The organism is Parapedobacter sp. (assembly GCF_035556095.1).
Classification (GTDB): Bacteria; Bacteroidota; Bacteroidia; order Sphingobacteriales; family Sphingobacteriaceae; genus Parapedobacter.
Map to the genome: position 1 here is coordinate 50,705 of NZ_DATMFT010000010.1, position 13,155 is coordinate 63,859.

8 protein-coding genes are annotated in these 13,155 nt (G+C 51.0%); 5 read left to right on the plus strand and 3 right to left on the minus strand.

The genetic code is table 11. The features are described from left to right. Nucleotides 1-96 precede the first annotated feature (96 nt). Complete coding sequence (locus tag VNQ80_RS04600; protein ID WP_325636280.1) at nt 97-1,074, minus strand: sugar phosphate isomerase/epimerase; 978 nt, start codon at nt 1,072-1,074, stop codon at nt 97-99. A gap of 17 nt (nt 1,075-1,091) precedes the next feature. Beyond that, complete coding sequence (locus VNQ80_RS04605) at nt 1,092-2,393, minus strand: Gfo/Idh/MocA family oxidoreductase (protein ID WP_325636281.1); 1,302 nt, start codon at nt 2,391-2,393, stop codon at nt 1,092-1,094. A gap of 270 nt (nt 2,394-2,663) precedes the next feature. Here VNQ80_RS04605 and VNQ80_RS04610 point away from each other — a divergent pair, with 270 nt between their 5' ends. The 4 genes from VNQ80_RS04610 (at nt 2,664) to VNQ80_RS04625 (ending at nt 12,315) form a co-directional block, all read left to right on the plus strand. Beyond that, nucleotides 2,664-3,869: a PQQ-binding-like beta-propeller repeat protein gene (locus tag VNQ80_RS04610; protein ID WP_325636282.1), complete on the plus strand. Its 1,206-nt coding sequence runs from the start codon at nt 2,664-2,666 to the stop codon at nt 3,867-3,869. Nucleotides 3,870-4,285: 416 nt separating this feature from the next. Next, complete coding sequence (locus tag VNQ80_RS04615) at nt 4,286-10,330, plus strand: alpha-2-macroglobulin family protein (protein ID WP_325636283.1); 6,045 nt, start codon at nt 4,286-4,288, stop codon at nt 10,328-10,330. 8 nt (nt 10,331-10,338) lie between these two features. Then, nucleotides 10,339-11,316 (plus strand): YafY family protein, encoded by a 978-nt coding sequence (locus VNQ80_RS04620; protein ID WP_325636284.1) that lies wholly within the window; start codon nt 10,339-10,341, stop codon nt 11,314-11,316. A gap of 96 nt (nt 11,317-11,412) precedes the next feature. Then, nucleotides 11,413-12,315 (plus strand): VOC family protein, encoded by a 903-nt coding sequence (locus VNQ80_RS04625; RefSeq protein ID WP_325636285.1) that lies wholly within the window; start codon nt 11,413-11,415, stop codon nt 12,313-12,315. 9 nt (nt 12,316-12,324) lie between these two features. On the opposite strand, the gene VNQ80_RS04630 is transcribed toward VNQ80_RS04625, so the two are convergent. Continuing rightward, nucleotides 12,325-12,792, minus strand: a complete 468-nt coding sequence (locus tag VNQ80_RS04630) for a DinB family protein (protein WP_325636286.1) — start codon at nt 12,790-12,792, stop codon at nt 12,325-12,327. A gap of 153 nt (nt 12,793-12,945) precedes the next feature. Here VNQ80_RS04630 and VNQ80_RS04635 point away from each other — a divergent pair, with 153 nt between their 5' ends. Next, nucleotides 12,946-13,152, plus strand: coding sequence for a hypothetical protein (locus VNQ80_RS04635; protein ID WP_325636287.1), 207 nt, complete (start codon nt 12,946-12,948; stop codon nt 13,150-13,152). The last annotated feature ends 3 nt before the right edge of the window (nt 13,153-13,155 follow it).

The window sequence follows — 13,155 nt, forward strand, 5'->3', positions numbered from 1 at the left end:
TATTCCTAAACCCAGTCGGCGCTCGTTAAGCATTACCTTTTTCCATTCAGTAAAATAGCAGGGATGGAGGCAGATATGTAGCGGACAAGCCATCGATTACGCTCCGAGCGCTTTACGTGCAAATTCCACACATTTAGCGACTTCTTTGACAGCATCCGAGCCTTCAGGTACAGGATACTCCAGTTCAATCGTTGCCGGAAACTTATACTTACGCTCGGACATCAACTGCAGCGCTTCCACAATTGGGGTATCGCCTTCGCCCCAAGGTAGGTTTGCGCCACCGTTAGCCTTTGATTTCCGGTCTTTTGTGTGCATGCTCACGATGTGCTCATGCTTGGCTTTGATAAACTGGATAGCGTCGAAGCCCGCCGCCACGTAGTGCCCCATATCGAAGTTCATCGCATTATAAGGCGATTGTGCAATAGCACCGTCCCACATATCAAATGTCTGCTGCGTATGCCCGTGATAGCCTACATACACCTTGTTCCGTGCTGCGATGGTGCCCAGTCGCTGTGTATGTGTCGGATCCTTCGGAAACTCCACATTCGCCTGGTTGGCTCCCAACGCCTTTGCGGCACGGAAAGCGTAGTCGATCTCCGCATCCGTATTATTTGGCCCCAGGGCACTGGGTTTATAACCGTAGATGCGCACGCCGGCTTTCTTGTACATTTTACGGAGCTGCTCGAAACGGGTCATGGGCACGTTCGCCCGCCATTCGGCCAATGCTTGGGAATGTGCGGCTCGCGCGACTTTATCGGCCTCGTCATCGCCGGTCCTCGCAGGGGCGTCCGGTGCTCCCGCAAATGCCTCGGCCGCCGGCCCCATCAGTTCAACGGCGCTCACATTCGCCTCCACGCAGTACCGGAGCAACTCTTCGGTACCGCTTGGCATGCTGCGGAACGAATACGTGATTACGCCTACCTGCACCCCTTTGAATACGGAATTCGGTTTGCGTAGGTTGGGGATATAGGCTGGCATGCCAAAGGCAGGGGCCGCAACCACCGTACCCACCAATACGGACGCCGAAGCCAGAAACTGCCTACGGGAAAACGATTTTTCTTTTGTTGATTCCATTGTTAATAGTCAAATGCTTAAAAATCCATATAATCCCAACCATTGCGGTATGGCCGCCCTTTGAGCATATTCGCATAGACATCGTCAAACACTTCCTTCTTCGGGTTCCACTTCAGTGGCCGTTGCAGCTCATAAGCGATGTTGACGGCGTTGCAAACCGATGCGGTACGGTGTCCGATTTCCACATCGGCCACGGGCTTGCTCCGTTTCTTGATGGCATCGATCCAATCCTGGTAGTGGTTGTCGGAATGATAGACCTTTTTATCGCCGGGCTTCAGCGGCTGCTGGGCCAATCCAGCAGGTTCGGTATCAAGGAAACTTCGCGACACTTCGATTTTGCCTTCTGTACCGATAAACTGGATGGCGTTGGGGCGTCCCCATGCTTTGTGGTTCACCCGTACGCCGTTGGCATACGTAAAATACAAGCCCTCCTCCGCGGCGGACTGGGCAGGTGGCACGAACGATACCGGACCGGAATGGTCCATATCCAACGCCCACTGCACGATATCGAACATGTGTGCCCCCCAGTCGGTGATCAGTCCACCGCCGAAACCCCGGTAGCCACGCCACCATGCCCATTTATCATCCTCAATGGGCGGCGAGAGGGTGGGATGGTAACCTCGATAGAGCGACGGGCCGATCCACCTATCCCAATCCAAATAATCCGGTATGGGCATGGACGGCAGGTCGCACTGCTTCACCGGCTCGCCCACTGAGACGTTGATTTCCTTGACCGTGCCGATGTAGCCGTTCCGCACCAGGTCGGCCGCCTGTCGGAAGTTATATTGCGAACGCTGCATGCTACCGGTTTGTAGCACCCGTTTGTATTTCCTTACCGCATCCACCATGGCACGCCCCTCGTCGATGGTCAACGCCAGCGGCTTTTCACAATAGATATCCTTCCCGGCCTTTGCCGCGTCTATTACATTGAGCGCATGCCAATGGTCGGGCGTTGCAACGACTACGGCATCGATATCCGTACGGGCGAGTAGCTCCCGGTAGTCACCGTACGATTCCACGGCGTGGCTTGCTTTCGTCGCGTTGAGTGCCGTCGACTCGCCCACGAATTTAGCGAGCTTCTTACGGTCCACATCGCATGCTGCCACCACCATCGTTTCGGGCACCTTACCGATATTCCGCAACAGACCATGCACCTGTTTGCCCGTTCCGATGTAACCCAGGTTGATGCGGTCGCTCGGAGCGATAAATCCGTTTCCGCCCAATACATGGCGCGGCAAGACCATAAAGCCCGCGGCGGCGGCAGCACCTGTTTTCAGGAAATTCCGGCGCGTAAAACCGGCCATGTTTTTTTTATCCATAAATTTATAATTGTTACCTATCATCGCCTATCGACAAAATTATTGCCGCGACGTCTCTTCATGTCTAATTTGGAGGCTAACAAAACGTTAGTATGCAAACTTAGATAAAGTTGCGTCGAAATACAATCGTTTTCCTCCACCACCGAGAAAAAATTACAGCGAAAACAATAGACTGCTATTCGATATCATCAGATGGCCTTGCATTTTATACACAGTTTCTTGTAGCGTACAAAAATTTATAATATAATTGCATAGCTAATTTTAAGAAAAATGCCTGAACTATTTGAACGTAGCCGAATCCATTTAGGAGTTAAGTATCGCAGCAATGTAATTAAATTCAATCACCTGTCTTTTTTATGGTTGCTTGCCGCAGTGTCAGTTCTATCCTGCGCCAAGAACCCTATCGATAAAAAACCGGAGGAAATCGGAAACCCTACGGAGGCAAACCACTTGTTGTTTGTTGGAAATTATGACAACAACCTTTACGCGTTGGATAGCCGTACGGGTGCCCTTCGGTGGAAGTTCTCCACGAGCGAATCGATCCTAGGTAGTCCAACGGTGGCTAGTAATGTGGTATATTTTGGAAGTTACGACCACAAGGTGTACGCGGTCAATGCGGCGGACGGCAAGGAGAGGTGGTCGTTCCAAACTGGCGGGCCAGTGTATTCAACGCCTACAGTGTCAGACAACATCCTTTATTTCGGGAGTTCTGACAAAAAAGTGTACGCACTTAACGCGTCTAAAGGAACAAAAATATGGGAATTTGAAACCGACCATTATGTACAGACTAGCCCTACCATAGTTAATGGTATTTTATATATCGGAAGCGACGACAGCCATATCTACGCACTGGATGCAGTTTCGGGTACGTTTAAGTGGAAATTTGCTGCACGTCACCAAGCCCCCATCAGTACGACGCCCACAGTATCCGGTAACATGGTTTACGTAGGCAGCTACGATAAAACAATGTATGCGCTTGACGCGGCATCCGGTGAGCTAAAATGGAAGTTCGAGATTGATGATGTAACCTATGCAAGCTATACAAGCCCCAGAGTGGTGAATGGCGTGGTTTACGTTGGCAGTGATACGGGCAGGTTGTACGCGCTTGATACCCAAAGTGGGGCATTTATTTGGTTATTTGAGGGTTCGGGTTATAGTGGCCACGCAACCATACATCGAGGTGTTATATACATTGGGTCAGCCTACGATAAGTTATATGCGGTAGATGCCGGGACTGGCAAAGAAATTTGGTCTTATGACACAGGCGGTGATACGCGTTCTGGCCCAACGGTGGCAGATGAACTCATCTACGTGGGAGCGGGCAATCAACTAATGGCTATCGACATCAGTACACGCACAACTAAATGGGTTTTTGAGCCAATTCTCTCCCATGGTATCGGGTGGTTTCTGTCGTCGCCAACCGTGTTGATTGATGGCAAGGTATATTATCCGGGAATAAGCGGAAGCCACCCATAACAATGCAACTGCCCTGCCCATTGCACTAACTTCCATACTTAATACGGTTTCAATGGTATCAATACATGCTAAAAGCACCTGCAGGCCGTTCGACTCCGACTTCCCTGCAGCAGATTTCATTAGTCGCCGTGCGAATGATAAAGAACACAATCAATGCCATTGCTGCCAATGATAAAAACACGTTGCAATGGTACTGGGTTAACTAAAATCAGAGATGCCAGTAATAAAAGACTGGGCTAACTATCGCTACAGTTACGTGGTCTTTCTGAACAAAGGAAACCAAACAACAATTTTTTGTGGAATTTTATAGCGTGTAGCATCCCTGTACCACAATGCGTCATTACAACACGTTTTATTTATGGCGCGATTTAAGTAAGTTTGCATAAGGCAGGTATTAAGGCACAAAAAACAACACCATGATTCGTAGTATTCTTTCGCTTTTTTTGGCTATTTCCATCTCGTTCAGTATGGCACAGCAGCACTCCAAAGACGACCCCTTCCACCGAGAATGGATAAAAATCGATTCCCTTAGCTTTAACGGGTTGCCACAATCGGCAGCGAAAATAGCCCGTGAAATCAAAGCTACCGCAGAGCAGCAGGGTGACAAGGCCAATGCCATCAAGGCAACGCTATTTTTGATTGCTAAAGAGGCGTTTACGGAGGAAAATGAGCCGACATTTACCATTCAGCAAGCAGACTCCATGATCCAGGTTTCCGACGGACCGGAGAAAGCGCTATGGCAAAGCATCACCGCCGAGCTTTACTGGCAATACTATCAGCGTAACCGGTGGTCCATATTGGACCGTACCCCGCTAGCCAGCGAGCCGCCTGCCGATATCGCCACGTGGGACGCCGCAGCACTGATTGCCAAGGCCAGCGACCTGTACCATGCCTCTATTCTCGACGGCGAATTACTCAAAACCATTCCGGTAGCGCGTTATACTCCCCTACTTGTTGAAGGAAAAAACACACGCCAACTACGGCCTACGCTGTACGACTTTCTCGCATTCAGGGCTATTGATTTTTTCCAGAATGACGAAAAGGATGTCATCAGGCCAGCATATCAATTCCAGATCGGCGGTACGCTGTGGTTTGAGCCTGCCGCGCTGCTAGCAGAGGTAAAAGTGAACCCGGCTACGCCGGAAGCGCTGCACTTCCGCGCACTGCATACTTACCAGCAGCTGCTGGCCTTCCACCTGGATGACGATCAGCCCGACGCACTCGTAGACGCGGACCTGCAACGCCTGCAATTTGTACACCGATATGCTACCCATCCCGAGAAGGATAGCCTCTACCGCAACGCGCTGCAAACACTCGCCACACGCTACGCAGATAGTCCGGCAGGAGCAAATGCTGCCGTCACGCTGTTGCAATTTGATTATAACCATTCGCGCGGCAAAGACTCCATAGACCTCCAGCACATGTGCCGGCAGCTCGATGCGCTCATTGCCCGCTTTCCCAATTCGGAAGGTGCCCATAATGCCGAGCAACTTCGCTACATATTAATGAACAAATCGTTGACCGTACAGACGGAAGCCGTGTTGCTACCAGAGGAAAACAGCAAAATCCTGGTAGCTTATAGAAACCTAGCTAACGTGTACCTGCGGATTTATCCGTGGTCAAATGAGCCAACTAATCGGCGTAGGGAATTGAATAGTAGCGCGAAAGAAAAGCTATTGAAGAGTAAGCCGATTTCATCCTGGGAGGCTGCGCTGCCAGGTAGTGGAGACCGGTATGAGCACCGAACGGAAATCAAGATCGACCCGCTACCCGCCGGTCGCTACCTGCTTGTCGCATCGGCAACCGCCGACTTTTCATCGGATAGCACCATCTTAGCCGTAGTTCCCATACAGGTGTCTTCGCTGAGCCTCCTCACCAATAATTTCGAACACCAGCATACGTTGTTTGCATTGCACCGCAAATCGGGTATGCCCATCCGGGGGGCAAAAGTAACGTTCCTCGATGAGCTCTGGGATAACACCTTTAATTCCTATCGGTATGAGGTAGTGGGTGAAGCATCCACCGATGAGGATGGCAAAGCAACCATCCGCGTAGAAAAACGCCAACAGAATATCCGCCGCATCGTAATTTCAGCCTACGGCGATACGCTGCGCGCCGACGGCTATTTCGGTTCATATCGTGCAGAGGACAACCACGAAAAAAAGACAAACGAGCACACGTTCTTATTTACCGACCGCGCACTATACCGACCGGGACAGACCGTATATTTCAAGGGGATTGTCGTCGAAAATGCGGCCGATGGAATGACGAACCGTGTGTTGGCCGACCACACCTCAGAAGTGACCCTTTTTGACGCCAACAACCAGAAAGTAAGCACGATGGAGCTCACCACCAATACCTACGGCTCGTTCGCTGGAAAATTTACCGCACCCGCTAACGGGCTCACTGGCCAAATGCGCATCGGTACCGAGAACGGCAATGCCTACTTTGCCGTGGAAGAATATAAACGGCCAAAATTCGAGGTACTGTTTGATACGGTGAAAGCCAACATCGCCCTCAACGAAGAAATCAATATCAAGGGACATGCTGCGGCCTATGCCGGCAATAACATCGATGGCGCCGAGGTGAAATATCGCGTGGTCAGGCGGGCGCGGTTTCCCTATTTCTGGGCATTTTACCGTTGGGGTCAACCACAGTCGCACCAAATGGAGATTGCCAATGGCGCCGTACAAACACAACCCGACGGCACGTTTGAAGTGACGTTTACCACGATTCCCGATGAGCAGATCGACCCGCAGACATTACCAGTGTTCACCTACACGATATATGCCGATGTGACGGACATCAACGGCGAAACGCAAAGTGGCAACCAGCATGTACAGGCGGGATACCGCTCCTTGCAACTCACGGCCTCCATAGCCACGCAACTCAATGCTAGCCAGAAAAACCAGTTGACCATTACCACTCAAAACCTGAATGGCATCGCTACCCCAACCGATGTTGCGCTATCCGTTGCCCCGCTCAACTTTCCGGGCAAGCTGTACCGCGAGCGAATGTGGGAGAAGCCAGACCGATACACCATGAATGAACAGGAGTTCAGGCAGTTATTTCCGGATGATGAGTACGCCGACGAATCCAATTACATGAATTGGGCTGTCGGTAAAACGAGCTGGTCGGCCACTACCCATACCGGAAAACAGCAACCCATAGAACTACCCACCTCAGCTTGGAAGTCGGAGGGATGGCATGTGATCACGCTCACCACGGCGGACCCCCAGGGCAATGAAATCATCGAGAAACTATATACCTATGCGGCCAAACCGGTAGCGGATGCCAAACCGCAACAGCCCCTACTGGTATTGGCCGACAAAACGTCGCTGGAGCCGGGCGACACGCTGGACCTCATCGTGAAAACCGGCTTTGATAGCACTTATGTACTGGAAACAAACACCGATATCAAACCCGAATTCACGACCTTTTCCGAACGTCGCAGCATTAACCGCCCCATCGTTGAGGCGGACCGCGGCGGCCTAGGCTTCGGTTGGTTATATGTGCACAACAACCGGGTATACCAAAGTAATAAACAAGTGGATGTACCCTGGTCTGATCGTGACCTTCAGTTGGAATGGGCAACCCACCGCGACAAACTATTACCGGGGGCTGCTGAAGAATGGCAATTGACTATCAAAGGAAATAAAAAGGAAGCCGTCGCGGCAGAGCTGTTGGCAGGCTTATACGATGCATCGCTGGATGCCCTGAAACTTCATCGTTGGAACTGGAACCGACTCACACCCAACCGCTGGTTGCGAACCCACTGGGGAACCAACTGGACATTCACGACCGTTACCGGTAACCTGTGGCTGAATAGTATCAATGGAGATCTGCCCACCGCTTACGAAAAACGATACGACGAACTGCTCAATTATCCCGTGCAACAGGTTCTCTCCAAACAACACGGCAATTTCATGATAAGAGGTGTAGCAGCAGCGGCACCAGCAGCACGGGAAGAAGCTGTTTTCCAAAGTGTGGAGCTCTCCAATGGGCGCCAAAACGAAAATAGCCTCGATGAAGTCGTGGTAGTGGGATTTGGGCGACAGGAAAAGCAGGCAGTTGTCGGTTCCGTGACGGTGGTTGAGACTGAACAACCAACGATATCTATACGGGCCAACTTACAGGAAACTGCCTTTTTCTTTCCCCAACTGCAAACGGATGCCGAGGGCAACGTCACCTTTAAATTCACCATGCCCGAAGCACTCACCGAATGGAAGCTGATGGCTTTCGCTCATACCACCGATTGGAAAACGGGCTACCTAGAAGGAAAGATCAAAACCCAAAAAGACTTCATGGTGATGCCCAATCTACCCCGCTTCCTGCGGCAGGGTGACCGCATCAGCATCAGTGCAAAGGTGAGCAACATCAGCACGCAAGCCTTGCAGGGCACGGCTTACGTGGAATTGCTTGACGCCACTACATTGCAACCGCTTTCGGACATTGGCAACGGTCTGGAAAATCAAGATTTTGCCGTAGATGCGGAACAAAGTACCGATGTGGCTTGGACATTCGCCGTTCCCGATAACCTCTTCAACGCCGTGGTGGTACGGATCTCCGCCAAAGCGGGCAACTTCACCGATGGCGAGGAAACCACCCTACCGGTAGTAACCAACCGCACATTGGTAACCGAAACCCTGCCATTGCCTATTCGCGGTAATGAAAGCAAAACCTTTACGCTGGATAAGCTAGCGAACACGACGAGTGAGACCCGGGTAAACCATGCACTCACCGTGGAGTTTACGGGCAACCCCGCATGGTATGCCGTGCAAGCACTCCCTTACTTGATGGAGTACCCCTATGAATGTGCGGAACAAATTTTCGGCCGCGTGTATGCCAACGCACTGGCCGCCCACATCGTTGACCAGGCACCGCGCGTGAAAGCTATTTTTGAACAATGGAAAACCAGCGATACTACCGCCCTGCTTTCCAACCTGGAAAAAAACCAGGAGCTTAAATCGGCTCTTCTCGAAGAGACACCGTGGGTGATGGAAGCCAAGAATGAGCGGGAGCAGAAACACCGTATCGCCCAGCTGTTCGAAAACCATAAGCTTGCGCATGGCCTTCAAGAAAACCTGACCAAACTGGCAGAGATGCAGCTTAGCGACGGCAGCTTCCCGTGGTTCAGGGGGATGTATGGCAACCGTTACATCACGCAGTACATCACCACGGGCATCGCCCGGCTACAACGGCTGGGTGTGGAGGCCGCCGCATCGGAAACGGCCAAGCAGATACTCACAAAAGCGGTGGATTACTTAGACCTTCAGGTGAAAGACGATTACGACTATCTGATGAAGAATAAAATGGACCTCAGCCAACGGCACCTGAGGTATACCCATGTCCACTACCTGTATATGCGCAGCCTCATAGCGGATCTGCCGATACGTCAGCAAAATCGTGTAGCTTACGATTTCTACCTCGAACAGGCCGCTAAATTCTGGAACACCTTCAACCCATACCTAAAAGGGCAGCTCGCGCTAGCCCTTCATCGAGCGGATGACGGCCAAACAGCCGAAGCCATCATCGCGTCCCTGCGTGAAACAGCCGTGCAAAGTGAAGAAATGGGCATGTACTGGAAGATCATGCCCCGCGGTTATTGGTGGTATGAAGCACCTATCGAGGCCCAGGCTTTGCTTATAGAGGCGTTTGCCGAAGTAGCATCTGACCAACAAGCGGTAGACAACCTGAAGGTCTGGCTCATCAAGCAGAAACAAACCCAGCATTGGAATACCACCAAAGCGACAGCCGATGCGATCTATGCACTATTATTGCAAGGAAGCGATTGGCTCGTAAATGAACCCGAGGTAACCATTGCATTGGGCAAGGAAACCATCCGGTCTACCGAATTGAAAACTGAAGCAGGTACCGGCTATTTCAAAAAACGCTTTGATGGCGATACGGTGACTCCCGGTATGGGCAACATCTCCGTAAAAGTAGCTAAAGCCGAGAATGAAGGAGTAGCTTGGGGTGCCGTGTATTGGCAGTATTTCGAAGACTTGGATAAAATAACTAAGGCGGAAACGCCCTTAAGTTTACGCAAACAGCTTTATATCCAACGGAATACCGACCGCGGGCCGGTTTTGGAGGAAATCAACGCGGACAACCCTTTGCAGATAGGCGATAAGGTGACCGTACGGATTGAATTGCGCGTAGACCGCGACATGGAATATGTACACCTCAAAGATATGCGGGCCGCGTGTTTTGAGCCTATAAACGTATTGAGTGGTCATCGCTACCAGAACGGGCTCGGCTACTACGAAAGTACGCGTGACGTGGCAACCAATTTCTTCTTCGATTACTTGCGTAAGGGCACCTATGTGTTTGAGTACCCGGTATTCGTATCGCAAGCGGGCGACTTCTCCAACGGCATCAGCACCATCCAAAGCATGTACGCACCGGAGTTCAGTAGTCATAGTGAAGGAATCAGGGTACAGGTTAAACAAAAACAATAGCCTGCACCATGGCTGTTGATACGACGAAGCGATTCGACCGGATTGTGAGCATTTATATCCAGCTCCAATCCAAACGCGTGGTAAAGGCACAGGAACTCGCCGACCGGTTCGGCGTGAGCCTACGCACGATTTACCGCGATATCCGTAGCTTGGAACAGGCAGGGGTGCCGATATTCGGCGAAGCCGGCGCGGGTTACAGCATTGTGGACGGTTATCGGCTCCCGCCCGTGCTCTTCACCCAGGAAGAGGCCATGAGCTTTGTAGGTGCCCAGAAATTGATGGGCAAGTTCATGGATCGTCGGCTGCAGGAGCATTACGAAACAGCGCTCTATAAGATCAAGGCGGTGTTGCGGATGAGCGAGAAGGACTCGTTATCCGCTATCGAATCAAAGATCGTGATGGCGAAATCGGGGTATGAGGTCTTTAACAGCAACGTACCCCATGCGCTTAGCAGTTTAATTGAAAGCATTGCCCAACGGCGGCAGGTGTTTTTATCATATAAGGGAGTGAATGATGAAAGACCGAAGCCACGTACTATTGAACCAGTAGGGCTTTTCCATGAAATGAACTTTTGGTACGTATATGCATATTGCCACACCCGAAAGGATTACCGCCAGTTCCGGGCCGATAGGATTGCACAGCTACACCTCCTCGACGGACCGTTTGAGCGCGAACATCCCTCGCTTGGCGAATTTATGGCTGAACGGGAGCGTGCGCACAGCAACCTCCCGAAAATGACGATCCGCGTCCGCGTAGAGAATCCTTTTGCCGCCCATATGAAATGGGACCGGCGCTATTGGGGGTTCGTCTCCGAACACGATTGCGGGACATATACCGAAATGGTATTCGAAACACGGGACTTCCAAGAGGGTTTTCCGCGTTGGCTCCTCATGTACGGTGATGGCGTACAGGTACTCGAACCGGACGCTGTACGCCAACGCGTTGGTGAACTGATTGAAGCCGTCGCTGCGAATTTTCGGAAGTAATCGTCGCAAACACCCCCCAAAATTGGCATTTATGCCCTTAACGTTTCTTTTAGTTGCGCCCTATATTTGTAATAGAATAATAGAAAGGAGCTTATCATGCAAAAAATCATGCCTCATTTGTGGTTCGACCGGGAAGCGAAAGAAGCGGCCGAATTTTATACCACGATATTCCCCGAATCACGCATCACCGGTATTACCACGCTGAGCGATACGCCGTCAGGCGATGCCGACGTGGTGTCTTTTCAGCTTTGGAACTATTCCTTTATGGCCATAAGTGCTGGGCCCTTATTCAAATTCAACCCGTCCGTTTCCTTCATGGTCAATTTTGATCCATCGCGCGATGGGGAAGCGGCAAACCGGATAAATGACATTTGGGCAAAGCTCTCCGATGGTGGAAAGGTATTGATGCCGCTCGACACATATCCTTTCAGCGAGCGGTACGGATGGATACAGGATAAATACGGTCTTTCGTGGCAGCTGATACTTACCGATCCGAAAGGTGAGGAACGCCCACCGATCATTCCAACGCTATTGTTTGTCGGCGATGTTTGCGGAAAAGCGGAAGAGGCTACTGATTTTTACCTTTCGGTATTTCGGGACACGCAGCGCGGTAACATTGCCCGCTATCCATCGGGCATGGAACCCGATCAGGAAGGTACCGTGATGTTCTCGGACTTCCAGCTCCAAGGCCAGTGGTTTGCGGCGATGGACAGTGCACGGGAGCGCGGCTACGCCTTCAACGAGGCCGTTTCGTTGATGGTTAATTGTGACACGCAGGAGGAGATTGATCACCTTTGGGAAAAGCTATCGGCCGTGCCCGAAGCGGAGCAATGTGGCTGGCTGAAAGACCAGTTCGGCCTATCCTGGCAAATATCGCCTGCTATCTTCGAGGAGATGATGCAAGACCCCGACCCGGAAAAAGTAGCCCGGGTTACCCGGGCCTTTATGCAAATGAAAAAGTTTGATATCGAGCAGTTAAAGGGTGCTTACCGTGGGTAAGCCCATACGCTATCGTTCCCAGAAAAATGGTGGCTGGATGCCCAGTGCCCGGAGATACACGTAGCCCTGTCCCCGGTGATGGATTTCGTTGTCAATAAAATACAGGATATTTTCAATGATCGGAAAATTGAACTGCCCGAAGAGGTTGAATGTTTCGTGGAAATCAGTTTCTGGAATCCGGTTGAACAACGCATCGATTTGAGGCGTGTCTTCATCCCATTTCTGCAACAGTGCGCCTTTGGTGGTAACCCCACCCAGTCCGCCCTCGGTGTAGGCCCCCTCACCGCGGTCAACAATACCCTGTAGGCCGGGCACGGCGATAGCCAGTAGTTCTTTTGCCAGTTCGCCGAAAGGCCGCATGCCAGCAACGGAAAAAGTAAACAGCTCCTTCTCGGGAAATGCCTCGATAACCCGCCGTGTCAATGCGCGGTGCCCTTGCCAATGTTTCAACAACTCGTCTTTGGTGATGATGCTCATGATAATTGATAATTGATAGTGGATAATTACTTTGTTCACTGCAAAGAAACGAAGTGTTGTTGACAGCGTTTTGTCAATAGCATCAGAAAAAATGGAAAATGGAAAATTGAGATAATTTAGTAACTTTGGCTAAATCAAACAATGCAGGTGACCATGGATACGCAAGCAGACATCAAATGGATACAGCGTGAGTTGAGCAAGGTTAGGGGCCCAGATTTGATAGAAGTTTTCAAACGGCTATTGCAGTTCAGAAAAAAAAATATGGCGGCTACAATCCAGGAATACAACGACGATATCGAAGCGTCTGAAAAGGATATTAAAGCTGGCAGGTTTATTCCCAAAACGAAGTGGATAAACTAAATG

Bases quoted from the DNA above. Each gene is read 5' to 3' on its own strand.
- VNQ80_RS04600 (WP_325636280.1), bottom strand. From the start codon at position 1,074: ATGGAATCAACAAAAGAAAAATCGTTTTCCCGTAGGCAGTTTCTGGCT.
- VNQ80_RS04605 (WP_325636281.1), bottom strand. From the start codon at position 2,393: ATGGATAAAAAAAACATGGCCGGTTTTACGCGCCGGAATTTCCTGAAA.
- VNQ80_RS04610 (WP_325636282.1), top strand. From the start codon at position 2,664: ATGCCTGAACTATTTGAACGTAGCCGAATCCATTTAGGAGTTAAGTAT.
- VNQ80_RS04615 (WP_325636283.1), top strand. From the start codon at position 4,286: ATGATTCGTAGTATTCTTTCGCTTTTTTTGGCTATTTCCATCTCGTTC.
- VNQ80_RS04620 (WP_325636284.1), top strand. From the start codon at position 10,339: ATGGCTGTTGATACGACGAAGCGATTCGACCGGATTGTGAGCATTTAT.
- VNQ80_RS04625 (WP_325636285.1), top strand. From the start codon at position 11,413: ATGCAAAAAATCATGCCTCATTTGTGGTTCGACCGGGAAGCGAAAGAA.
- VNQ80_RS04630 (WP_325636286.1), bottom strand. From the start codon at position 12,792: ATGAGCATCATCACCAAAGACGAGTTGTTGAAACATTGGCAAGGGCAC.
- VNQ80_RS04635 (WP_325636287.1), top strand. From the start codon at position 12,946: ATGGATACGCAAGCAGACATCAAATGGATACAGCGTGAGTTGAGCAAG.